The sequence below is a fragment of the Streptomyces sp. CG4 genome (assembly GCF_041080655.1).
Classification (GTDB): Bacteria; Actinomycetota; Actinomycetes; order Streptomycetales; family Streptomycetaceae; genus Streptomyces.
The window spans coordinates 6799708-6821550 of sequence record NZ_CP163525.1 but is presented as its reverse complement, the minus strand read 5'-3'; the positions used below and the strand labels follow the sequence as shown (position 1 = coordinate 6821550).

Here is a 21843-nt window from a genome sequence, read left to right as displayed (position 1 = left end):
GGCAGACCCTGGCACCGTCTCTGGCATGACACGCATCGACAACCCCGCCGGCGCAAGCCACGCCGTGCACGTACGGGGACTGGTCAAGCACTACGGCGAGACCAAGGCGCTGGACGGTGTCGACCTGGAGGTACGCGAGGGCACCGTGATGGGTGTGCTCGGTCCGAACGGCGCCGGCAAGACCACCCTCGTACGCATCCTGTCCACCCTGATCACCCCGGACGCCGGACAGGCCACCGTGGCCGGCTACGACGTCGTACGCCAGCCCCGGCAGCTGCGCCGGGTGATCGGGCTGACCGGACAGTACGCCTCGGTGGACGAGAAGCTGCCCGGCTGGGAGAACCTGTACATGATCGGGCGGCTGCTGGACCTGTCCCGCAAGGCCGCCCGCGCCCGCGCCGACGAGCTGCTGGAGCGGTTCTCGCTGACGGAGGCGGCGCGGCGCCCCGCGAGCACGTACTCCGGCGGCATGCGGCGGCGGCTGGACCTCGCCGCGTCGATGATCGGGCGGCCCGCCGTGCTGTACCTGGACGAGCCGACGACCGGCCTCGACCCCCGTACCCGCAACGAGGTCTGGGACGAGGTGCAGGCGATGGTCGGCGACGGCGTCACCGTGCTGCTGACCACCCAGTACATGGAGGAGGCCGAGCAGCTCGCCTCCGAGCTGACCGTCGTGGACCGCGGCAAGGTCATCGCGACCGGCGGGATCGAGGAGCTGAAGGCCCGCGTCGGCGGTCGTACGCTCCGTGTCCGTCCCGTCGATCCGCTGCAGCTGCGCCCGCTCGCCGCCACGCTGGACGACCTGGGCATCACCGGGCTCGCGAGCACCACCGTGGACCCCGAGTCCGGGACGCTGCTGGTGCCGGTCCTCAGCGACGAGCAGCTGACCGCCGTGGTCGGCGCGGTCACCGCGCGCGGCATCACGATCTCCTCCATCACCACCGAACTGCCCAGCCTGGACGAGGTGTTCCTGTCCCTCACCGGCCACCGCGCCGGTGCTCCGCAGGAGCCCACGCCCGCCGACTCCCGCGAGGAGGTCGCCGTATGAGCGCCGCCACGACCCCACTCACCGACGTCGACGTCCGGATCCCGCTGCGCGGGCATCTGCGGCACACCGGCGCGCTCATCCGCCGCAACCTGCTCTGGATCCGCCAGGACCCGGAGTCGATGTTCGACGCGCTGTTCATGCCGGTCGTCTTCACCCTGCTGTTCGTGTACGTCTTCGGCGGTTCGATCGGCCAGGCGCTGGGCGGCGGCCAGGGCCAGTACGTGCAGTACGTCATCCCCGGCATGATCGCGATGATGAGCATGACGCTGTCGCAGGGTGTCGGTACCGGGTTCAGCCAGGACTTCAACAGCGGGGTCATGGACCGGTTCCGCACGCTGCCGATCGGCCGCGGCTCCGTGCTGTTCGCGAAGATCGCCGTCGAGCTGGGGCGGATGCTGTTCGCCACGGTCATCCTGATGGTCGTCGCCGTGTGCGTCGGGTTCCGCATCCACCACTGGGCGGGCCTGTTCGCGACCGTGGGCCTGTCCGCGCTGTTCGCCTCATCGATCATGTGGGTGTTCCTCACCCTCGGCGTGATGCTGAAGAACGCGCAGTCCGTGCAGGGCGTGGGCTTCCTGGTGCTGTTCCCGCTGCAGTTCGGGTCCTCGATCTTCGCGCCGACGAAGTCGATGCCGGGCTGGCTGCGCGACTTCACCGACTACAACCCGCTGTCCACGCTCGCGGACGCGGCCCGGGGGCTCATGGTGGGCGGCCCGGTGGCGCACGATCTGTGGGTGACCGTGGCCTGGTCGGTCGGGATCACGGCGGTCGTGGCGCCGATCGCGATCCACAAGTTCCGTACCAGGACTTGACGTTCACCGTGTCTCAGAGCAGGGCGGTGGCCTCCGCGAGGGAGAGGCCACCGCCCTCGGCGTACGCGGCCCGGTAGGCCGGCTCGTCCAGGGCCTGCCGGATCCGGGCCTCGATCATCTCGTGGCACCGGCGCTCCATGCCGGAGGAGATGTGGCCGGACGGCAGCAGGGCGTCGGAGGCTCCGAGGCAACGGGCGGCGTCACCGGCGCGGCTGCCGCCGTCGAGGCGGGCGAGGCCCATGGCCGCGACGCCGAGGCAGACGGAGTCCATGTGCGGGGCGATGCCCTTGACCAGCGGGTCGCGGGCGAGGTCCAGCGCCCGTGCCACCAGGTCCAGGGCGTCCTCGGGCCGGCCGTCGAGGGCGTCCAGCCAGGCCTCCTGGGAGAGGATCATGGAGTCGAAGACGGCGAAGTGCGCGATCGTGAACTCCTCGCGCAGCACGCGCAGTTGCTCACGCGCCTCGGCGGTGCGGCTGGTCAGGCCCAGCCAGCAGGCGAGGAACAGCCGGGCGAAGGGCATCGCCTCGTTGAGGGAGCTGTCCTGGGCCGCGATGACGTCCCGGAGCAGTCGCTCACCGCGCTCGGCGTCACCGCTCTCCATGAGCACGCTGCCGAGGCGGGCCCGGAGGACGGCCATCTGCCCGCGGGCGCCGAGGCGTTCGGCATGCTCGATGGCCGCCTGGTAGTCGGCGACGGCCTCCCGGTAGGCACCCCGGCGTTCGTGGGCCTCACCGCGGGCGGACAGCGCCTCCGCGGTGCCCCAGGCGTCACCCAGACGGCGGAAGATCTCCAGCGCCTCGTCCGCGTCCCGGGAGGCGTTGCCCGCCCAGGCGCTGCGGTTGGCGAGGATGTTGGCGCGCATCTGCAGCGCCCCGGCCAGCTCCCACTCGAAGCCCGGGGTCTCCCGGCAGGTCCGCACGCAGGCGTCGATGACCGTCCGCATCCTGTCCGCGCCGCCGGTCAGCATCACGGCGAAGAACCACAGCATGCCGGGCGCGCGGCAGGTCTGCGGCAGCCCGGGCTCGTAGACCTGGGTGATGGCACGCAGCTTGGCCTGCGCCTCGCCGGTCTGCCAGGCGCCCAGCTCGGTGTCCATGCAGGCGAGATGGGCCAGATGGACCCCGCGCCGGGCCTCCAGGAGAACCTCGCCGGCGTACGGGGGCGGGGTGTCGGTACAGGGCCGCCACACCGGGCGGGCGGGGCGGACCGGTTCGGCGAACGGGTCGGGGCCGAGTGCCATGACCTCCCGGCACCAGGTGCGGGTCTCGATGCGCTGGTCGCGCATCTGCCAGAACCACACCAGGGACAGCGTCAGGCACAGCGCCTCCTGCTCGTCCCGCGCCGCGACGGCGTGCCGCAGGGCGGTGCGCAGGTTCTCGTACTCCAGCTGGAACCGTTCGATGGCGGTGCGCTGTTCGGGGCCGCGCAGCAACGGGTCGGTGGTGCGGGCGAGTTCGCGGTAGTACGCGAGGTGGGCGCGCTCGGCGCCGGTGCGCCGGCCGGCGGCGTCCAGCCGTTCGCCGGCGTACTCGGCGACGGTCTCCAGGAGCCGGTAGCGCATGGTTCCCTCGGCCGAAGGAGCGGCCACCACAAGGGACTTGTCGACCAGGGAGCCGAGCGCGTCCAGGGCGGCCGGGCCGCACACGGCCTCGGCGGCGGCCAGGTCGCAGCCGCCCGCGAAGACGGACAGCCGGGCGAGGACGTCCCGTTCGTCCGCGTCCAGCAGCTCCCAGGACCAGTCCACGACGGCCCGCAGGGTCTGCTGGCGGGGCAGCACGGTACGGCTGCCGGAGGTGAGCAGCCGGAACCGGTCGTCGAGCCGGTCGGCTATCTGCCGCGGGGTCAGCATCCGCAGGCGCGCGGCCGCCAGCTCGATGGCGAGGGGCAGGCCGTCGAGCCGCCGGCAGATCTCGGCGCAGGACCCGGGATCGTCCTCGACGCGGAATCCGGGCCGGGCGGCGGCGCCGCGGTCGGCGAGCAGCCGCAGGGCGACCGGCTCGGGCAGCGGCTCCACGGGCCGCACCAACTCCCCCGGTATGCCGAGGGGTTCGCGGCTGGTGGCGAGGACGGTCAGCTCCGGGCAACGGGCCAGCAGGCGCTCGGTGAGGTGGGCGGCGGCCTCGATGACGTGCTCGCAGTTGTCCAGGACGATCAGCATCCGGCGCCGGGCGCAGTGCTCCACGATCCGTTCGAGGGGGTCGTCGTGGCGGTCGCCGACCGCGCGTATGGTCTCGGCCCCCGCGCCGTACAGCACGGTCTCGCGGGCGCCGATCGCGGTGAGCACGGCCTGCGGTACGGCGTCGGGGTCGTCCACGGGGGCGAGTTCGGCCAGCCACACCCCGTCCCGGGCGGTGTGCCGTACCGCCTCGGCGGCCTCCTGGGACAGCCGGGTCTTGCCGGCGCCGCCGGGCCCGACCAGGGTGACCAGGCGGGCGCCGGTGAGATCGGCGCCGATGGCCTCGATGTCGGCCTCCCGGCCGACGAAGGAGGTGAGCCGGGCGGGCAGGTTGCCGAGGACCCGGCGCTCCGGCTCCCGAGGAGCTGCTGTCAGCAACTCGGTGTGCAGGGCGCGCAGTTCGGGGCCGGGGTCGGAGCCGAGCCGGTCCGCGAGCAGCCGTCGTACCTCCTCGTAGGCGGCGAGGGCCTGGGCCGGGCGGCCGGCGTCGCGCAGGGCGCGCAGCCGCAGCGCCTGCAGCGGCTCGTCCAGCGGGTGGTCGTCGCACAGGGCGGTCAGCTCGGGCAGCGACTGTCCGGCGTGGCCGAGGGCGAGGGCGGCGGTGTGCCGGGCACGCAGGGCGTCGAGCCGGCGGGTCTCCCAGCGGGCCGCCTCGGCGGTGTGGTCGGGCAGGTCGGCGAGGGCGGGGCCGCGCCACAGGGCGAGCGCGTCGTCCAGGACGGCGGCGGCCTTGGCCGGGTCGCCGTCGCCGAGGGCGGCGAGGCCGTCGCCGGTCAGCCGCTCGAAGCGGGTGAGGTCGACGTCGTCGGGGGCGGCGGTGAGCCGGTAGCCGCCCTCGGCGGAGGCGACGGCGTCCGCGCCGAGCGTACGGCGCAGCCGGCCGACCAGCGCCTGCAGCGCCCCGACGGCATCGGCGGGCGGGTCGGCGCCCCACACCTCGTCGACCAGCACGGCGGCGGGCACGGTCCGCCCCGCACGCAGCGCGAGCACGCCCAGCAGGGCGCGCAGCCGCGCCCCGCCGACCGGGACGGCCGTACCGTCGGGGCGGAGTACCTGGGTGGTGCCGAGCAGGCGATAGCGCACGGGGTCCATTGTCGCCGGAGACGACGGGGCCCCGCTTCCGGGTTTCGGATGACCAGGAACCTCTGGCCGTCCGCCGGACGTTCCCCCCACATCACCGGTACGGTCGACCCCGCCCCGTCCGACACGCCCCGAGGAGCCCTGCCCCCATGACCACCGCCACCACCCGCCCCAGCGACCGGCGGGTCAGTCCCGTGTTCCTCGGGATCCTGGCCGTGACGGCGGTGACCGGCTGGGCCACCTGGACCGGGTATGCGGCGCAGCCGGGTGTCGCGATCTTCCTGTTCGTGACGGCGGCCTGGATCGTCTCCCTGTGCCTGCACGAGTACGCGCACGCGCGCACGGCGCTGCACGGCGGGGACATCACGGTCGGCGCGAAGGGCTACCTCACGCTGAACCCGCTGAAGTACACGCATGCGCTGCTCAGCATCGTGCTCCCGGTGCTCTTCCTGATCATGGGCGGGATCGGTCTGCCCGGTGGCGCGGTGTTCATCGAGCGCGGCCGGATCCGGGGCCGCTGGAAACACAGCCTGATCTCGGCGGCGGGCCCGCTGACGAACGTCCTGCTCGCGGCCGTGTGCACCGCGCCGTTCTGGCTGCACGCCCTGGACGGCGTGCCCGCCGACTTCCAGTACGCGCTGGCGTTCCTCGCGCTGCTCCAGGTGACGGCGTCGATCCTGAACTTCCTGCCGGTGCCGGGCCTGGACGGCTACGGCGTCATCGAGCCCTGGCTGTCGTACCGGGTGAAGCGCCAGGTGGAGCCGTTCGCGCAGTTCGGGCTGCTGTTCGTGTTCGCGCTGCTGTGGGTGCCGTCGATCAACAGCGTGTTCTTCGACGTGATCGACACCATCCTGCGCGGCCTCGGCGTGGGCGACTTCCCGCGCTACTGCGGCCAGGAGCTGTACCGCTTCTGGCAGGGCAGCCCCGACATCTGCCGGATCAACCCGTGACGGACTTGCCCCGCGCCGCGGCGGCCCGGCCGCGCTTGACGTAGTACCAGGTCATGTTGGACGTCAGGCCCGCCAGCAGCACCCAGACGACGCCCAGCCAGCTGCCCCGGGCGAAGGAGACGACGGCGGCGGCCACGGAGAGGACGCAGACGACGAGGGGGTAGAGGGCGATGCGGGGCATGGGGTCGGCTCCTTGCGGGGACACTGCTACGACGACCAGTGTCCCCCATCCGCTCAGACGTCGGTGACGCGGAGCCCGGCGTGTGCCTTGTAGCGGCGGTTGACCGAGATCAGGTTCGCGACCAGGGACTCCACCTGGTGGGCGTTGCGCAGCCGTCCGGCGAAGACGCCGCGCATGCCGGGGATGCGCCCGGCCAGCGCCTGCACGATCTCCACATCGGCCCGCTCCTCGCCGAGCACCATCACATCGGTGTCGATCTGCTCGATGTCCGGGTCCTGGAGCAGGACGGCCGACAGATGGTGGAAGGCCGCGGCGACCCGGGAGTCCGGCAGCAGGGCGGCGGCCTGTTCGGCGGCGCTGCCCTCCTCGGGCTTGAGGGCGTAGGCGCCCTTCTTGTCGAAGCCGAGCGGGTTGACGCAGTCCACGACGAGCTTGCCAGCCAGTTCGTCGCGCAGCGACTTCAGGGTGTCGCCGTGCCCGTCCCACGGTACGGCGACGATCACGATGTCGCTGCGGCGCGCGGTCTCGGCGTTGTCGGCGCCCTCGACGCCGTGGCCGAGTTCCCGGGCGGCGGCCTGGGCGCGCTCGGCGGCGCGGGAGCCGATGATCACCTTCTGGCCGGCCCGAGCGAGCCGGTAGGCGAGGCCCTTGCCCTGCGGTCCGGTGCCGCCGAGCACGCCGACGACGTACCCGGAGACGTCGGGCAGGTCCCAGGGGTCCTTGGCGGGGGCCTTGGCGGGGGTCTGTGCGCTGTCGGAAGAGGTCGTAGAGGTCATGGGGGCGACTCTACGTCCGTGCCGGGTACGGCACCCGGTCAGGTGAGGCGGTGGACCGGCACCCGGCGGAAGGCGACGGTCTCGTAGGCGCTGAAGTCGCCGGTCTCGTAGAGGAGTCCGACCGTGTCCGCGTCGACGCGGACCAGGTCGGAGTAGGCGGCGGGCAGCCCGTCGACGGTGTACGCGGTGCGCCAGGTGGTGCCGCCGTCGGTGGAGGCGCGGAGCGTCATCAGGGCGCGGGAGGCGGGGGCGGCGGGGCCGGAGTAGAGGAGCAGGTCGGGGTCGCGGAGCTGCAGGACGGCGGCCTGGCAGACCGGGGCGGTCAGCCCTGCCTGCGGCCGGAACGGCCTGACCAGGGTCCTCCCGCCGTCCGTCGAGTGGGCGTCGGCGCGGTTGCCGGGCGAGCGCGAGTCGGTGCGGGTGTTGAAGTAGACGCGTCCGTCGGGGAGTTCGGCGGCGGTGGTCTCGTTGACGTTGATGTATCCATCGGTGTTCTCGTCGACGTACCCGAGGTACCAGCTCTCGCCCCGGTCGTCGCTGAGCAGGCAGTGGCCGCTGTAGTAGTGCGGCTCGGTGCCGGTGTCCGTGCCGGTGGGCGGCAGGGAGTGGTTGGCCGGGACGAGGACGCGTCCGCTGCCCAGCTGGAGGGCGTGCCCGGGGGTGGTGGCGTACCAGCGCCAGCCGGGTTGCTTCACCTGCGCGGTGATCTCCCTGGGCGCGGACCAGGACTCCCCGTCGTCATCACTGTGCTGCACCCACACGCGCCGCCCGTCGGCGTCCTCGACCTGGCCGCGCAGGATGGCGTCCTCGGTGGCGGAGGCGGCGGCCCTAAGGTGCACGAGCAGGATCCGGCCGGTGTCGAGGACGACGGGGGCGGGGTTGCCGGCGAGGTGGTCGCCGTTGTTCGCGGCGATCCGGAGCGGACCCCAGGTGCGGCCGCCGTCCGTGGACCGTTTGAGCACGATGTCGATCTGCCCGTGGTCGGCGGCGGAGCCGGACCGGCCCTCGCAGAAGGCGAGGAGGGTGCCGGCGCCGGTGGCGACGACGGCCGGGATCCGGAAGGCGGCGTAGCCCTCGTGTCCGGCGCGGAAGGGGACGGTGACCTCGGTCATGGGACGGCTCCTCGGGGTGGTGGGGCACCGCATCGTGTGGGGACCGGATTGTGCGGGGACCGGATCGTGCGGGACCGGTGCATGTCCCCGGGGCGGGCGAATTCCGGGTGAACTCCGTGTCACGGGTGACCGGTTGCGGCAGGATGCGGGCGCATGGACGCCGTACGGGTCGCGCTGCTGCGCGAAGTGCTCGCCGGGACCGAGTGGCTGGGGGCCAGCCGGAGATTCGCGGGGGTGCTGCGCGGTTCGGTGGTGGCCCACGGGGGCGGGCTGCTGCTGGTGGGCACGCCGGAGTACGAACCCTGGCATCTGGCCGCACATCTGGTGGACGAGGCGGCCTGGTCCGGGACGCCCGAGCTGGCGCCGACGCTCGTACGGCATGACGCGCGCCCCTGTGACCCGCCGCACCTCGCCGTCGGACCGGGGCGGATCGCGGCGGCGCGGCGCGGGGAGACCCTGCTGGTCGTGGCGCCCGAGGAGCCGGCGCCGCTGCTGGAACGCGTGCACTCGGCCCGGCGGGCCGGGGTGACGGTACTGGCCCTGGGCGCCGGCGGGGGCGAGCTGGCCGCGATGGCCCACGAGTCGCTGACGGCGCCGGAGGGGTCGGAGCTGGACCTGGACACGGTGCAGCACCTGGTCAGCGCGGGGGCAGGCGAAAACGCGGGCTCTCCGAGGGTTCGGCGGGGATTCCGGGACCGGTTGGCAAGACTGACGGAAGCCCTGACGGCACCGCCTCCCGCCCCCTGGTGACCCCCCTGGTAACCCCGTGGGTGTGGGGAAAAGCAGTTGCTCGGTGGTCGCGGGCAGTCGAGCATTCCCGGGTGATCCGCTCTCTTCTCCCCGACCTCTCCCCCTGGAAGGCCTCCGTAGATTTCCGTCGGCTCTGGAAGTCCGGGCTGATCAGCAACTTCGGCAGCTTCCTCACCCTCGTCGCGCTTCCCGTCCAGCTGAAGGACCTGACGCAGTCCACCGCTGCGGTGGGCGCGATCGGCGCCGTGGAGCTGCTCCCCCTCATCGTCTGCGGACTGTACGGCGGCGCCCTCGCCGACGCCCTCGACAAGCGGCGGCTCATCGCGTGGACGGAGGCCGGTCAGGGCCTGCTCAGCGCCGCGCTGCTGGTCAACGCCCTGCTCCCGCACCCGGCGGTCTGGCCGCTGTACGCCGTCGCCGCCCTCTCCTCCGCCCTGGTCTCCGTACAGCGCCCGGCGCTGGACTCGCTGTGGCCCCGGATCGTCGCCCACGCCGACATGCCCGCCGCGGCCTCGCTGAACTCGCTGCGCTGGACCGTCGGCGGAGTCGCCGGGCCGGCGCTCGCCGGCGTGGTCGTCGCCTACGCGGGCCTCGGCTGGGCCTACGCCGCCGACCTGCTGACCTTCGCGGTCTCCCTGGCGTACCTCGTCCGGATCGCCCCCTCCCCCGCCTCTCACGCGGCCGCCAGGCCGTCGCTGCGGGCCGTCGCGGAAGGTGCCCGGTACGCCTGGAGCCGCAAGGAACTCCTCGGCACCTACGTCGTCGACCTCGCCGCGATGTCCCTGGCCATGCCGCTCGCCGTACTGCCGTTCCTCGCCGACGAACTGCACGCCGACTGGTCGCTCGGGCTGATGTACGCGAGCCTCCCGGCCGGCTCCCTGCTGGTGAGCCTGACCAGCGGCTGGACCTCCCGGATCCACCGGCACGGGCTGCTGGTGGTGCTGTCGGCCACGGGCTGGGGCCTCGCGGTCGCGGCGGCCGGCCTGTGTGGGAACGTGTGGCTGGTCCTGCTGTTCCTGACGGTCGGCGGCGGCTTCGACATGGTCTCCGGGATCTTCCGGGCCGCGATGTGGAACCAGACGATCCCCGACGAGCTGCGCGGCCGGCTCGCCGGGATCGAGCTGCTGTCCTACTCGGTCGGCCCCCAGCTCGGCCAGGTCCGGGCGGGCGGCCTCGCCGCCTGGGCGGGCCTGCGGGCCTCGGTCGTCTCCGGCGGGCTGGCGTGCGCGGGCGCCATCGGGCTGCTCGCGCTCTGCCTGCCGGGTCTCATGACGTACGACGCCCGGACCAACGAGCACGCCGTACGGATGCGGGAGCGAAGCGCCGCGGGCACCCGGACCGCCGGCTGATCACTCCTCGGCTGATCACTCCTCGTCGGCGTCCCCCCGCGCAGCCCTGTCGTGCCAGCGCGGGTCGGTCTCCCAGTCGAGGTTGCGCTCGCGGGCCGTCTCCATGGCGTGCTCGGCCTCCTCGCGGCTGGTGTACGGCCCGAAACGGTCCTTGGCCGGGCACTCCGGCCCTTCCTCGACCTTGCCGTGCACCAGGCAGTAGTACCACTCGCCCGGCTTGCCGACGGTGCGCTTCTTGAACAGGGCCATGGACAGCTCCTCTCGCCACCGACATGTTCCCCCATGCGGGCTGGATAGACTCGCTGGCATGTCTGGCCAGTCGCTGCTCGTACCAGGGGAGCTCTCTCCCACCCGTTCGGTCCCCGGAAACATCCGCCGCCCCGAGTACGTCGGCAAGCCCGCGCCGACGCCGTACACCGGGCCGGAGGTGCAGACCCCCGAGACCATCGAGGCGATGCGCGTCGCCGGCCGTATCGCCGCGCAGGCGATGGCGGAGGCCGCGCGGATCATCGCGCCCGGGGTCACCACGGACCAGCTGGACAAGGTCGCCCATGAGTACATGTGCGACCACGGCGCCTACCCGTCCACGCTCGGCTACCGCGGCTTCCCGAAGTCGCTGTGCACCTCGGTCAACGAGGTCATCTGCCACGGCATCCCGGACTCGACGGTCCTGAACGACGGTGACATCGTCAACCTCGACGTGACCGCGTACATCGGCGGCGTGCACGGCGACAACAACGCCACGTACCTGGTCGGGGACGTGGACGAGGAGTCGCGGCTGCTGGTGGAGCGGACCCGTGAGTCCCTCAACCGCGCGATCAAGGCGGTCAAGCCGGGCCGGCAGATCAATGTGATCGGCCGTGTCATCGAGTCCTACGCCAAGCGCTTCGGCTACGGAGTCGTCCGTGACTTCACCGGCCACGGGATCAACTCCTCCTTCCACTCCGGCCTGATCATCCCGCACTACGACAGCCCGCACGCGACGACGGTCATGCAGCCGGGCATGACGTTCACGATCGAGCCGATGCTGACGCTGGGCACCCATGAGTACGACATGTGGGACGACGGCTGGACGGTCGTGACGAAGGACCGCAGGCGGACCGCGCAGTTCGAGCACACGCTGGTGGTGACGGAGACCGGCGCGGAGATCCTGACCCTGCCGTAGCGCCGCGCTCGCCCCGGCCACGGCCGCGGAGCCCGCCCTCGGCGAGGGCGGGCTTTCTCTTGTAGACTTTTACCGACACCATGTCGGCAAGATGTCGGCAAGATTGTCGGCAAGATGGGCCACGATGGGCAGGGGACGGTCGCATGGACTCCTTCTCGATCCTCATCCGCACCGCGTCCCACGAGCAGCATGTGGCGGCGGAGACGTCGACGTTCATGAGCGACCTGCTCGGCGGCAGGCTGGGCGTGACCGCGTATGCGCGCTACACCGAGCAGCTGTGGTTCGTCTACGAGGCCCTGGAGTGCGGCGCCGGGCGGCTGGCGGCGGACCCGGTGGCGGGGCCGTTCATCCGGCCCGAGCTGCTCCGGCTGCCCGCGCTGGAGCGGGACCTGGCGCATCTGCGGGGGCCGGGATGGCGGGCGGGACTGAGCGCCCTGCCGGCGACCCGGGCGTACGCGGACCGGGTCCGCGCCTGCGCCGAGCGCTGGCCGGGCGGCTATGTCGCCCACCACTACACCCGCTACCTGGGCGATCTCTCCGGCGGCCAGATCATCCGGGACCGGGCGGAGAAGACCTGGGGCTTCGCGAGGAAGGGCGACGGCGTCCGCTTCTACGTCTTCGAGGGCATCCCCAACCCCGCAGAGTTCAAGCGGAGTTACCGTGACCGCCTGGACGCGATAGACGTGGACGACCTGGAGAAGCAGCGGGTCGTCGCCGAGTGCAAGCGGGCGTTCGCCTTGAACACGGAGGTCTTCCGGGCCCTTGCCGACGAGTTCCCGCTGAGCGCCTAGGCGGGCAGGCCCTGGTGTTCCAGAGACACCCGCCCGCCGACCTCCGTCCAGCCGTGCGGCTGCGGTGCGGTGAGGATCTGGGAGCCCTGGCCCTGGGTGATGTTCAGGGCGCGGCCCAGCCGGTCGGTGAGGAGGAGGGCGGCCGCGCCGGTGGCCTCGTCCTCGTCGATGCCGTCGCCCCGGCCGGGGAAGGCGCGGGCGCGGATCCGGCCGGCCGCCTCGTCCTCCCAGGCCCAGGCGTAGATCCACTCGCCGGGCGGGGGCACGTCGAGGGCGTCGACCTCGGCGGAGGTGCCGTACTGACGCAGGGTGCGCGGCGGGGCCCACTCCGCCCGGGCCTCGATCCAGTTGAACTCGCCGTCCAGCCGGGTGCCCACCACTCCGGCGGGCGTGACCAGTTCGGGCACGTCGAGCAGCCAGGCCGCGCCGACGCAGGGGTGTCCGGCGAAGGGCAGCCGCAGGGTGGGCGTGTAGATGTCGATCACACCGCGCTCGGGGTCGTCCACGAACACGGTCTCGCTGAAGCCGAGTTTGGCCGCCAGCGCCTGCCGGTCGCTCCGTTCGGGCAGCACCGAGCCGTCGCGGACGACGCCGAGTTCATTGCCGTAGCCGCCGTCCGGGCCGCAGAAGACCCGGAGTACGTCGTAGTCAGTCACTTGGGAATTGAAGCATCGCGGCGGCCGCGAGCGTACGCCAGGCGGGGGCTCCGCCGGGGAGGGAGGTCACGGTGTGGCCGCTGTACCTGATCCCGGCGCTCGCGGTGTTCTTCGCCCCGGTAGGGTTCGCCTCCGGGAAGGGGAAGGTGAAGGGACCCGATGAGCAGGGATCGCAGCTCGCGCAGGCTCCGCAGGCGTGACCGGAAGGCGCTGCTCCGCAGCCATGGCCGGAACGCGTTCGCGGCGGCCTCGCTGACCGCTCTGGCGCTGACGGCGAGCGGGTGCGTGGTGGTGCACGGGGAGCGCGAGATGCTCCCCTCCGCCACCCGCGCCGAGGCCGCCAAGGCGGTCACCGCGTTCACGACCGCGTACAACCAGGCCGACAAGGCCTACGACAGCTCCCTGGACGCGCCGTATCTGACCGGCCCGTTCGGCGACATCACCGCCGCGCGGCTGAAGGCCGGGCACACCAACAGCCCCTCCGGCAACCCTCATCACGTGCCGCTGCAGCTGTCCGACGTGAAGATCACGATCCCCAGGAAGCCCGGCTGGCCGCGCTGGTTCCTCGCCGACGCCAGGGGCAACAAGACCGGCGCCGCGCGCTGGCTGATGGTGTTCACGCGGGGCGACCTCGGCGCGCGCTGGCGGGTGGCGTACGTGACCCTGGTGGCACCCGGCGCCGTACCGCAGTTCAAGACGGACAACGCCGGCTGGGCGGAGGCGGTACCGGCCGATTCCACCCAAGTCGCCGTCGCGCCGGGGAAGTTGAGTCAGGAGTACGTGACGTACCTGAAGAAGGGCGGGCCGGCTTTCGCCGACGGCCGGTACACCAGCGTCGAGCGCTCCGACCGGGCCGGGCGGGCCCGCAAGCCGGGCCTGGTCACCCAGTTCATCGACCGGCCGCTGACGAGCGGCGACTACGCGCCGCTGGCCCTGCGCACCGCGGACGGCGGCGCGCTCGTCTTCTTCACCACGCATCACTACGAGAAGCAGACCGCCGCCGCCGGCACCACCGTCCCGGTCCCGAACAAGGACGTACAGGCCCTGACCGAGGGCGAGGTGAAACAGTCCCTCACCCTGGAACTCATGTCCGCCGAGACCGCCCTGGACCCGGCGGGCAACGGCAAGGTGTCGGTGCTGGGCCGGGTACCGGGCCTGACGTCGGCGCAGGGCGCGTAGGGCGCCCGGAAGGCGCGGAGCGCCAAGGCGCGCGGGGCTGTGCCCGATGTGCGGCCACCGCCGGGCGCTCAGTGCCGCAGGGGCCAGACCCCGCCCTCCACGCTCGTGCCGGCATGGCGCCCACACGCGTCCGTGAGCACCTCCAGCAGGCTCAGCGGATCCGGCAGCGGCTGCTCCGGGCCGTGGCCCCGTACCCACCGCACCTGCCGCCCGTCGTCACCGGGCAGCCGGGCGGGCGGAACCAGCACGTACGACCCCCGGCAGTGCCAGCGCAGCCCGGGGTGCTCGTCCATGGTCTCGGGGTGGCAGTCCAGCTCGCACGGCCACCACTCGTCCTCGTCCTCGGGGGTGCCGCGGGTGAGGGTGAAGAACAGCAGGCGGCCGTCGTCGCTCTCGGCGACGGGACCGACCTCGACACCGCTGCCGAGCAGCCGCTCCAGCGCCTCCCGCCCGGCCTCCAGGGGCACGTCGAGGACGTCGTGGGTCATGCCGGTGGCGGTGATGAAGTTGGCCTGCGGCTGGTGCCGGGCCCAGCGCTCGATCTGGGCGCGGTCGGTGGTGGACTGGGTCTGCCAGGCGAACGACACCGGGTGCCGGGCCGGGGTGGGACAGCCGACGCGGTCGCAGGAACAGCGGTAGCCGGGGGCGGGATGCGCGGCGGGGGCGAGCGGGAGGCCCGCCGCGGCGGCGGCGAGCAGCTGGGCCTCACGGCCGCCTTCGTCGGCGGGGGCCTCCTTCGGGCGGCGTCCGAGCAGCCACTGGGAGAGTTTGCCCTGCCGGCCGGAGCGGCCGCCGAACGTCGCGCTCATCTATCGCCTCGCCTCGGTGGTTGCCTCGCTGGTGTGCGGCCAGCATGCCTTATCGTCCCATCTTCCTGCGCTTCGGGGGGCCGCGGGGCGGATCCGGAGGAACCGGGCGAGACGCGCCTCACACGACTCAGCGGGGGACCAGGCCGTACAGGGCGTAGTCGACCAGCGTGTCCGTGTAGGCGTACGTGATCGGCGCCGTGTGCTGGAGCCAGCGCTGGGCCAGGGGCGAGACGAACAGCTCCAGGGCGATACGGGGATCGACGTCGGCCCGTACGGCCCCGGTGTCCTGGGCGGCGCGCAGCCGGTCGACGTACAGCTGGAGCTGGGGTTCGAGGAGCTTGGTGACGAACTCGCGGCCGAGCGGCTCGTTGACCACGCCCTCGGCGGCCAGCGCGCGGGAGGGCACCGCGAAGCGCGGGTCGAGCAGCTGGTCCACGGTGATCCGCAGCACCGTCTTGAGGTCGGCGGCCAGGTCGCCGGTGTCCGGGATGACGTACGGCTCCTGCCCCGCCTCCTGTGCCGCCTGCGTGGAGAGGTCGAAGAACGCCTCCATCAGGACGGCCGCCTTGGAGGGCCACCAGCGGTAGATCGTCTGCTTGCCGACCCCGGCGCGGGCGGCGATCCCCTCGACGGTGGTCTTCGGGTACCCGACCTCGCCGACCAGGGCGAGGGCGGCGTCGTAGATCGCTCGGCGGGACTTCTCGCTGCGCCGGCTGGCGTCGGGGGCGGGCTTCTTGACCATGGGGCGACGCTACAAGCTCCGCCGGTTCAGCGGTCCGCGGAGGTGCCGCGTCGTGGGTGCTGGTCTACGCGTCCGGATCCGGCGGCGGCCACGGGTCTCCCCAGTCGGCGTCCCGGGCCGCCTTGTACAGGTCGCCGTGGCGTTTGGTGACGGTCGTGCGGCGCAGTCGTTCGTCCGCCTCGCACAGGTCCAGCAGCACCTGCCCCTTGCGGATCTGCGGGCGCCGGACGATGCGGGAGGGGGCCGGCGGGGCGGGCAGGCGGGTGGCGACGACGTACGAGAACTTCTCGTCCTCGTACGGCAGGGTGCCGCCCTTGACCTGGCGGTGCAGGGAGGAGCGGCTCACCCGGGCGGCGAAGTGGCACCAGTCCTTGCCGGGCTCGATGGGGCAGGCGGCGCTGTGCGGGCAGGGGGCGACGACGTGCAGGCCGGCGCGGACGAGGCGGTCGCGAGCCTCGATCACCCGGGCGTAGCCGGCCGGGGTGCCGGCCTCCACGATCACCACGGCCTGCGCGGCGGCGGCAGCGGCGTCGACGAGGGCGGCCCGGTCGGGTTCGGAGAGTTCGTTGAGGACGTACGACACCGTGACGAGATCCACGTCGTCGAGCGTGAGGTCGGTGCCGATCCGGGCGCGCTGCCAGTGGGCGCCCCGCAGGGCCGGGTTGGCGCCGGCGATCTCCCGGCCGAGGGCGAGGGCGGGCTCGGCCCAGTCCAGCACGGTGACGCCGCGCTCGCCCGGCCAGGTCGCGGTGACGGCCCAGGTCGCGGCGCCGGTGCCACCGCCGACGTCGGTGTGGCTGCGCGGCGTCCAGTCGGGTACGGCCGTGGCGAAGGCCTCCAGCGCCGCGTGGACCGCCTCGAAGGTGGCGGGCATGCGGTAGGCCGCGTAGGCGGCCACGTCGGCGCGGTCGCGGAGGATCGGGGTGTGGGTGGGGGTGTCGCCCCGGTAGTGGGCGATGAGCCGTTCGACCGCGCCCGCCGCCTGCTTGGGCGGGAGTCCGTCGAGCAGCTCGGCGAGGCTCCTGCGGAGGGCGTCGGCCGGGGTTACGGGGGCGTTCACCCGGTGATTCTATGGCGCCCGCCCTGCGCGGGTGCGGGCCCTGCTGGGGGGTGCCGGCCCGGGTGGGGGAGCCGGCCCGGGTGGGGGAGCCGGCCCGGGTGGGTGCGTGCGCGCCGTCCCGCGATCCCGCCCCCACCCCGCGGACCCGCCTCAGATCACGGCTCTCGCCAGTCGCGTCGCCAGTCTCGCCCTCGGCCCGCTGTCCGGTGCCCGGCGCCTCGGGTGGACCGTGTTGGCCAGCAGGATCAGGAACGTGTCCGTTCTCGGGTCGAGGACGAGGGACGTGCCGGTGAAGCCCGTGTGGCCGGCCGCGCCGTTGCCCGCGAGTTCGCCCATGAACCACGGCTGGTCGACGGTGAAGCCCAGGCCGGGTGGGGTGAGGAGCAGTTCGACGAAGTCGGGGCCGAGGATGCGGGCCGGGCCGTAGGAGCCGCCGGCCAGCAGGGCGCGGCAGAAGACCGCCAGGTCGGGGGCGGTGGAGAACAGGCCCGCGTGTCCGGCCACGCCACCCAGCGCCCAGGCGTTCTCGTCGTGGACGACGCCCCGCAGCATCCCGCGGTCCGCCTTGGCCCACGGCCGCCGCTGGTCCTCGGTGGCGGCCGCGCCCCGGCAGGGGCCGAAGCTGGTGGCCGTCATGCCGAGCGGGCGGGTGATGCCGTCCTGGACGAGGACGTCGAGCGGCCGGCCGGTGATCCGCTCCAGCACGGACTGGAGCACGAGCATGTTCAGGTCGGAGTAGAGATACCGGCCGGGTGTGCTCGTCGGGGCCTCGGCGCGCAGCAGGGACAGGCGGGTGGCGTCGTCCGGGCAGTCGTACAGCGGGAGTTCGGGGCGGAGCCCGGAGGTGTGGGTGAGCAGTTGCCGCACGGTGATGCCGTGGGCGGCCGCGGCGTGGAAGTCGGGCAGGTAGTCGCCGACCCGGGCGTTCATGCCGAGGGTGCCGCGCTCGATCTGCTGCACGGCGGCGACGGAGGTGAACAGCTTGGTGAGGGAGGCCAGGTCGAAGGGTGTGTCGACGGTGGCCGGGACCCGGGCGGCGGGCGGCAGTTCGACACCGGTGTCGGTCTCGGGGTCGTAGCCGGAGTAGCGGACGGCGAAGCCCGCCGCCTCGGCGACGGCGATCACGGGTCCGCGGCCGGCCAGCACGACGGCGCCGGGCGCCCAGGGGCGGTCTCCGGCGGTGAGGGCGTGCACCTCGCCGACCAGGTGCCCGAGTTCCGCGGGGTCGAGCCCGGCCCGTTCCGGTGTGTCGGCGCGCAGTTTCGGTGCGCTCAGTGCTCGTCTCCCTCCGACCCCGCACGGGTGTTCCCCCGTGTCTTCCAGGGACGGCACATTCCCATGAAGCAGGCCGCCGCGACCAGTGCTCCCGCCAGTTGGACCACTGCCATGGGTACGGCGGTGTGCTCTCCGGCGACGCCGACGAGCGGCGAGGCGACCGCGCCGACGAGGAAGGAGGTGGTGCCGAGCAGCGCGGAGGCGGAGCCGGCGGCGTGCCGGGTGCGCATGAGGGCGAGGGACTGGGCGTTGGGGAGGGTGATGCCCATCGCCGACATCAGGACGAAGAGCGCGGCCGCAACGGGGGCGAGGCCGGTCCCGCCGAGGGCGCCGGCCGACATCAGCAGCAGGGCGCTCGCGGCGAGCACGATCACCGCGAGGCCGCAGGCCAGCACCTTCTCCAGGGCGACCCGGCCGACCAGCAGCTTCCCGTTGACCTGTCCGGCGATCACCAGCCCGACCGAGTTGAGGCCGAAGAGCAGGCTGAAGGTCTGCGGGGAGGCGCCGTAGATCTCCTGGATCACGAACGGGGACGCGGATATGTACGCGAACAGCGCGGCGAAGGCGAAGCCGCCGGCCAGCATGTAGCCGGTGAAGGGCAGGTCGGCGAGCAGCCCCCGCATGGCGCGCAGGGCCGTCCCGGCTCCCCCGGCGTGGCGGTCTGCGGGCGGCAGCGTCTCGGGCAGCCGCAGCCAGACGAGCGCGGCGAGCAGCGTGCCGACCACGGTGAGGACCACGAACACGCCCCGCCAGTCCGTCACCCTGAGGATCTGCCCGCCGATCAGCGGCGCCACGATCGGCGCGGCCCCGGAGATCAGCATCAGGGTGGAGAAGAAGCGGGCCATGGCCACGCCGTCGTACAGATCGCGTACGACGGCCCGGGCGATGACGATCCCGGCCGCGCCCGCGAGGCCCTGCGCCAGCCGGAGGGCGACCAGCGTCTCGACGTTCGGCGCGAGGGCGCACAGGGCGGTCGCGACGAGGTACACGGCGAGGCCGGCGAGGAGTGGCCGGCGGCGGCCCCAGCGGTCGCTCATCGGGCCGACGACCAGCTGGCCGAGGGCCATGCCCAGCAGGCACGCGGTGAGGGTGAGCTGGACGGTGGCGGCGGGCGCGTGCAGGGACCTGGTGACCTCCGGCAGGGACGGGAGGTACATGTCCATGGCGAGCGGGGGTGTCGCGGTGAGGCCGCCGAGGACGAGGGTGACGAGCAGGCCGGTGCGCCGCGCCGCGCCGGCCTCCGCCGGGGCAGCGCGGGGCGTGGACCGTGTCTTCGATGCCGGTGCCGCCGCGCGCTCGCGCATGCGCCCCTCCCCTGTTCCGTTCCCCTGTTCCGTGGCCGTCTGCCGGACACGACCGGCACCCATGCTCTCAGCTCGCACAGGCTGCCGGGGCACACATGAGCGAGGGCGGGGTGACCGAGGTCATGCGGGCGCCGCGCGCGCCGCGGGGGCGGATCGGGGTGCGGTATCCGGGCGGGGATCCGGCCACCCTCCCCCGATAACCGTATGGCGGACACGGCATTCCGCATGGCGGACTTGCCGCCTACGCTGCCATGCCATGACTGACAGGCAATCGAAGATCGCGGTGGTGACCGGCGCCGGTTCCGGTATCGGGCGGGCGGTCGCCGTGGAGCTGCTGCGGGCCGGCTGGTCGGTGGCGCTGGCCGGCCGGCGCGTCGAGACGCTGGAGGCGACGGCGGCGCTGGTCCCGGAGGCCGCCGCGCTCGCCGTGCGCACCGACGTCTCCCGCCCGGAAGACGTGGAGGCGCTGTTCGCTGCGACGGTGGACCGGTTCGGCCGGGTGGACCTGCTGTTCAACAACGCGGGAACCTTCGGGCCCGGCGGGGTTCCGGTCGAGGAGCTGTCCTACGACGCGTGGCGGCACGTGGTGGACACCAACCTCAACGGGGCGTTCCTGTGCGCGCAGGCGGCGTACCGGCGGATGAAGGAGCAGGATCCGCAGGGCGGCCGGATCATCAACAACGGCTCCATCTCGGCGCACACGCCACGCCCGCTCTCGGTCGCCTACACCGCGACCAAGCACGCGCTGACCGGCCTCACCAAGTCGCTGTCCCTGGACGGGCGGCCGTACAACATCGCCGTCGGGCAGATCGACATCGGCAACGCGGCGACCGACATGACGGCCCGGATGCAGACCGGCGCCCTGCAGGCGAACGGCGAGGTGGCCCCGGAGCCGGTGATGGACGCGGCCGATGTGGCGCGCACCGTACGGCACATGGCCGAGCTGCCGCTGGAGGCGAACGTGCAGTTCGCGACGGTGCTGGCGACGGCGATGCCGTACATCGGGCGGGGCTGAGGGCGGGGCCGGGCGCGGCCGGATCCATTTCTACAAACGGAATTTGGAAATCCGCGGTATTGCGGCCGGTCGAGCGCATATGCTCAACTCTCCTCCACAAGAGCTTCACAGTTGGAGCTCGTGGATTCCGTAGCCATACCGAGGGGGGATGCGGCGGCCGTTCCACCGGGCCGGAGTTGGGGGTGGACCTCGCGCGGGACGCGGGGTACGCACCGGCCGGTGGAACGGCCGCCGCGCAATTCAGCCGTTCTGCGCCTGCGTTCGCTGCGTTCTCTTCTTTTTTACTCTGCGTTCGCCGCGTTTCAGCGCCGGTGCCGGCCCCCGGGCTCCCTCATCCCCGTCAGGTCCGCGACCTCCGTGTCCGCCTCGGCCGGCGCGGTCGCCGCGACCGCCCTGCGGCGCCGCTTCACCACCACCGCCGCCCCCGCCGCCAGCAGCAGCGCCGTGACCCCCGCGCCCTCCACCACCTGCGCGGTGGACGACCCGCCGGAGTCCGACCCGGGCGCGCCGACCGCCGCCTGTGCCGCGTTCCGCCCGTGCGCCGCGCTCGCGCCGCCCTCGCTGAGCGGATCGACGAGCGTGCCCACGGCCCGCGCCGTACGCCCGCGTCCGAAGCCCCAGTCGAGCAGTGCGGCGGTCTGCTCGTAGACGGCGATGCCACCCGCGGCCGGGTGCATGACCGTCACCAGCAGGGTGCGCCCGCCCCGGGTGGCCGCGCCGGTGAACGTGTTGCCGGCGTTGCTGGTGTAGCCGTTCTTCACACCGATCAGGCCGTCGTACGTCCTCAGGCCCAACGCCCCGGTCAGCAGGCGGTCGGTGTTCTGGATCTGGAAGGTCTTCTTGCCGCCGGCCGGGAAGTCGGCGGTCCGCGTGCCGCAGTAGCCGCGGAAGTCGGCGTCCTTCAGGCCGTGCCGGGCGAACAGCGAGAGGTCGTACGCCGAGGAGATCTGGCCCGGGTGGTCGAAGCCGTCGGGGCTGACCACATGGGTGTCCAGGGCCTGCAGGTCCTCGGCCTTGGCCTGCATCTCCGCGACGGTCTTGGCGATGCCGCCGTTCATGTGGGAGAGCACGTGCACGGCGTCGTTGCCGGAGCGCAGGAACACGCCCTGCCACAGCTGCTCGACGGTGTAGGTGAGGCCGGGCTTGATGCCGACCAGGCTGGAGCCCGCCGGGACGTCGAGGACGTCGGAGTCCTTCACCGTGTACCGCGCGGTGCGGTCGAACTTCTTCAGCACGGTGTCCGCGAACAGCATCTTCAGCGTGGACGCGGGCGGGAGCCGCCGGTGCGCGTTGAACGCGGCGAGCACCTCGCCGCTCTCGCAGTCGGCGATCAGCCAGGAGCGGGCGGTGAGTTTGGCGGGCAACCCGGAGGCACCGCGCACCTGGACACCGGTACGGGCCAGCTGCTCGCCCCCGACGACCGTGGTCGCGGAGGCCTCGGCGGCCATGGACAAGGGAAGGGCGGCGGCCGTCAGTCCAAGGACGGCACGTCGGCTGAGCCGGGAACATTCGCGCACCCGGGGACCGTACACCGCGCCCAGCAGGGGATTCCTCGATCCCGGGCCGGACGGCGCCGAATTTGCCGCGTTATGAAAATAAGATGAGTCACCCCA

Annotated in this window: 21 protein-coding genes and 1 pseudogene; 10 read left to right on the top strand and 12 right to left on the bottom strand. The window is 73.0% G+C overall.

Annotated elements, in window-relative coordinates:
* Window positions 1-25: 25 nt before the first annotated feature.
* Together AB5L52_RS31175 and AB5L52_RS31170 are read left to right on the top strand one after the other, a co-directional pair.
* Window positions 26-1048 (top strand): ATP-binding cassette domain-containing protein, encoded by a 1023-nt coding sequence (locus AB5L52_RS31175; protein WP_351020943.1) that lies wholly within the window; start codon window positions 26-28, stop codon window positions 1046-1048.
* Window positions 1045-1860, top strand: coding sequence for an ABC transporter permease (locus AB5L52_RS31170; protein WP_351566163.1), 816 nt, complete (start codon window positions 1045-1047; stop codon window positions 1858-1860). The genes AB5L52_RS31175 and AB5L52_RS31170 overlap by 4 nt, the downstream gene beginning before the upstream one ends.
* A 13-nt stretch (window positions 1861-1873) precedes the next feature.
* Here AB5L52_RS31170 and AB5L52_RS31165 read toward each other — a convergent pair whose 3' ends face one another.
* Complete coding sequence (locus tag AB5L52_RS31165; RefSeq protein WP_369367294.1) at window positions 1874-5128, bottom strand: BTAD domain-containing putative transcriptional regulator; 3255 nt, start codon at window positions 5126-5128, stop codon at window positions 1874-1876.
* A 137-nt stretch (window positions 5129-5265) separates the two neighbouring features.
* Between AB5L52_RS31165 and AB5L52_RS31160 the strand changes: the two genes are divergently transcribed.
* Window positions 5266-6066, top strand: coding sequence for a site-2 protease family protein (locus AB5L52_RS31160; protein ID WP_369367293.1), 801 nt, complete (start codon window positions 5266-5268; stop codon window positions 6064-6066).
* Here AB5L52_RS31160 and AB5L52_RS31155 read toward each other — a convergent pair.
* From AB5L52_RS31155 to AB5L52_RS31145, 3 genes are read right to left on the bottom strand one after another with little or no spacing between them, the layout of a single operon-like run.
* A complete protein-coding gene (locus AB5L52_RS31155) occupies window positions 6056-6247 on the bottom strand; it encodes a hypothetical protein (protein WP_351020937.1) in 192 nt (63 codons plus the stop codon). The two genes, AB5L52_RS31160 and AB5L52_RS31155, sit on opposite strands and share 11 nt — an antisense overlap.
* Before the next feature lie 53 nt (window positions 6248-6300).
* A complete protein-coding gene (gene npdG, locus AB5L52_RS31150) occupies window positions 6301-7023 on the bottom strand; it encodes an NADPH-dependent F420 reductase (RefSeq protein ID WP_351020935.1) in 723 nt (240 codons plus the stop codon).
* A 38-nt stretch (window positions 7024-7061) separates the two neighbouring features.
* A complete protein-coding gene (locus AB5L52_RS31145) occupies window positions 7062-8135 on the bottom strand; it encodes an exo-alpha-sialidase (protein WP_369367292.1) in 1074 nt (357 codons plus the stop codon).
* 153 nt (window positions 8136-8288) lie between these two features.
* Here AB5L52_RS31145 and AB5L52_RS31140 point away from each other — a divergent pair, with 153 nt between their 5' ends.
* Together AB5L52_RS31140 and AB5L52_RS31135 are read left to right on the top strand one after the other, a co-directional pair.
* Window positions 8289-8885, top strand: coding sequence for a hypothetical protein (locus AB5L52_RS31140; RefSeq protein WP_351020931.1), 597 nt, complete (start codon window positions 8289-8291; stop codon window positions 8883-8885).
* Window positions 8886-8959: 74 nt separating this feature from the next.
* Window positions 8960-10234 (top strand): MFS transporter, encoded by a 1275-nt coding sequence (locus AB5L52_RS31135; RefSeq protein WP_369369007.1) that lies wholly within the window; start codon window positions 8960-8962, stop codon window positions 10232-10234.
* Window positions 10235-10249: 15 nt separating this feature from the next.
* On the opposite strand, the gene AB5L52_RS31130 is transcribed toward AB5L52_RS31135, so the two are convergent.
* Entirely contained in the window at window positions 10250-10483 is a 234-nt protein-coding gene (locus AB5L52_RS31130; RefSeq protein WP_351020929.1) for a hypothetical protein, read from the bottom strand.
* Between the two features lie 58 nt (window positions 10484-10541).
* On the opposite strand from AB5L52_RS31130, the gene map reads away from it, so the two are divergent.
* Complete coding sequence (gene map / locus AB5L52_RS31125) at window positions 10542-11399, top strand: type I methionyl aminopeptidase (protein ID WP_369367291.1); 858 nt, start codon at window positions 10542-10544, stop codon at window positions 11397-11399.
* 143 nt (window positions 11400-11542) lie between these two features.
* Complete coding sequence (locus AB5L52_RS31120) at window positions 11543-12190, top strand: biliverdin-producing heme oxygenase (protein WP_351020925.1); 648 nt, start codon at window positions 11543-11545, stop codon at window positions 12188-12190.
* Here AB5L52_RS31120 and AB5L52_RS31115 read toward each other — a convergent pair.
* The gene (locus AB5L52_RS31115) at window positions 12187-12846 is read right to left on the bottom strand and encodes a PhzF family phenazine biosynthesis protein (RefSeq protein ID WP_351020923.1); all 660 of its coding nucleotides are present in this window, start codon (window positions 12844-12846) and stop codon (window positions 12187-12189) included. The two genes, AB5L52_RS31120 and AB5L52_RS31115, sit on opposite strands and share 4 nt — an antisense overlap.
* Before the next feature lie 62 nt (window positions 12847-12908).
* Between AB5L52_RS31115 and AB5L52_RS31110 the strand changes: the two are divergent.
* Window positions 12909-13046 (top strand): annotated as a pseudogene (locus AB5L52_RS31110) (iron transporter); the annotation flags it as partial.
* Entirely contained in the window at window positions 13006-14025 is a 1020-nt protein-coding gene (locus AB5L52_RS31105; protein ID WP_369367290.1) for a hypothetical protein, read from the top strand. The pseudogene AB5L52_RS31110 and the gene AB5L52_RS31105, both read left to right, overlap by 41 nt.
* Window positions 14026-14093: 68 nt before the next feature.
* On the opposite strand, the gene AB5L52_RS31100 is transcribed toward AB5L52_RS31105, so the two are convergent.
* The 5 genes from AB5L52_RS31100 to AB5L52_RS31080 form a co-directional block, all read right to left on the bottom strand.
* Window positions 14094-14834: a bifunctional DNA primase/polymerase gene (locus tag AB5L52_RS31100; protein WP_351020919.1), complete on the bottom strand. Its 741-nt coding sequence runs from the start codon at window positions 14832-14834 to the stop codon at window positions 14094-14096.
* A 127-nt stretch (window positions 14835-14961) separates the two neighbouring features.
* Window positions 14962-15576, bottom strand: coding sequence for a TetR/AcrR family transcriptional regulator (locus tag AB5L52_RS31095; RefSeq protein ID WP_351020917.1), 615 nt, complete (start codon window positions 15574-15576; stop codon window positions 14962-14964).
* 64 nt (window positions 15577-15640) lie between these two features.
* Window positions 15641-16636 carry a small ribosomal subunit Rsm22 family protein gene (locus AB5L52_RS31090; RefSeq protein ID WP_369367289.1) on the bottom strand — a complete coding sequence of 332 codons (996 nt, stop codon included), beginning with the start codon at window positions 16634-16636 and terminating at the stop codon, window positions 15641-15643.
* Window positions 16637-16786: 150 nt separating this feature from the next.
* Complete coding sequence (locus AB5L52_RS31085) at window positions 16787-17968, bottom strand: serine hydrolase domain-containing protein (RefSeq protein WP_351020913.1); 1182 nt, start codon at window positions 17966-17968, stop codon at window positions 16787-16789.
* Entirely contained in the window at window positions 17908-19215 is a 1308-nt protein-coding gene (locus tag AB5L52_RS31080; protein ID WP_369367288.1) for a multidrug effflux MFS transporter, read from the bottom strand. The genes AB5L52_RS31085 and AB5L52_RS31080 overlap by 61 nt, the downstream gene beginning before the upstream one ends.
* 256 nt (window positions 19216-19471) lie before the next feature.
* Here AB5L52_RS31080 and AB5L52_RS31075 point away from each other — a divergent pair, with 256 nt between their 5' ends.
* A complete protein-coding gene (locus tag AB5L52_RS31075; RefSeq protein ID WP_351566127.1) occupies window positions 19472-20230 on the top strand; it encodes an SDR family oxidoreductase in 759 nt (252 codons plus the stop codon).
* Between the two features lie 302 nt (window positions 20231-20532).
* Here the strand turns inward: AB5L52_RS31075 and AB5L52_RS31070 are convergent, their stop codons facing one another.
* Window positions 20533-21747: a serine hydrolase gene (locus AB5L52_RS31070; protein ID WP_351020907.1), complete on the bottom strand. Its 1215-nt coding sequence runs from the start codon at window positions 21745-21747 to the stop codon at window positions 20533-20535.
* Window positions 21748-21843: the final 96 nt, after the last annotated feature.

Bases quoted from the DNA above. Each gene is read 5' to 3' on its own strand.
- AB5L52_RS31100 (WP_351020919.1), bottom strand. From the start codon at position 14,834: ATGAGCGCGACGTTCGGCGGCCGCTCCGGCCGGCAGGGCAAACTCTCC.
- AB5L52_RS31175 (WP_351020943.1), top strand. From the start codon at position 26: ATGACACGCATCGACAACCCCGCCGGCGCAAGCCACGCCGTGCACGTA.
- AB5L52_RS31140 (WP_351020931.1), top strand. From the start codon at position 8,289: ATGGACGCCGTACGGGTCGCGCTGCTGCGCGAAGTGCTCGCCGGGACC.
- AB5L52_RS31105 (WP_369367290.1), top strand. From the start codon at position 13,006: ATGAGCAGGGATCGCAGCTCGCGCAGGCTCCGCAGGCGTGACCGGAAG.
- AB5L52_RS31165 (WP_369367294.1), bottom strand. From the start codon at position 5,128: ATGGACCCCGTGCGCTATCGCCTGCTCGGCACCACCCAGGTACTCCGC.
- AB5L52_RS31120 (WP_351020925.1), top strand. From the start codon at position 11,543: ATGGACTCCTTCTCGATCCTCATCCGCACCGCGTCCCACGAGCAGCAT.
- AB5L52_RS31160 (WP_369367293.1), top strand. From the start codon at position 5,266: ATGACCACCGCCACCACCCGCCCCAGCGACCGGCGGGTCAGTCCCGTG.
- AB5L52_RS31170 (WP_351566163.1), top strand. From the start codon at position 1,045: ATGAGCGCCGCCACGACCCCACTCACCGACGTCGACGTCCGGATCCCG.
- map (WP_369367291.1), top strand. From the start codon at position 10,542: ATGTCTGGCCAGTCGCTGCTCGTACCAGGGGAGCTCTCTCCCACCCGT.
- AB5L52_RS31095 (WP_351020917.1), bottom strand. From the start codon at position 15,576: ATGGTCAAGAAGCCCGCCCCCGACGCCAGCCGGCGCAGCGAGAAGTCC.
- npdG (WP_351020935.1), bottom strand. From the start codon at position 7,023: ATGACCTCTACGACCTCTTCCGACAGCGCACAGACCCCCGCCAAGGCC.
- AB5L52_RS31155 (WP_351020937.1), bottom strand. From the start codon at position 6,247: ATGCCCCGCATCGCCCTCTACCCCCTCGTCGTCTGCGTCCTCTCCGTG.
- AB5L52_RS31145 (WP_369367292.1), bottom strand. From the start codon at position 8,135: ATGACCGAGGTCACCGTCCCCTTCCGCGCCGGACACGAGGGCTACGCC.
- AB5L52_RS31080 (WP_369367288.1), bottom strand. From the start codon at position 19,215: ATGCGCGAGCGCGCGGCGGCACCGGCATCGAAGACACGGTCCACGCCC.
- AB5L52_RS31130 (WP_351020929.1), bottom strand. From the start codon at position 10,483: ATGGCCCTGTTCAAGAAGCGCACCGTCGGCAAGCCGGGCGAGTGGTAC.
- AB5L52_RS31075 (WP_351566127.1), top strand. From the start codon at position 19,472: ATGACTGACAGGCAATCGAAGATCGCGGTGGTGACCGGCGCCGGTTCC.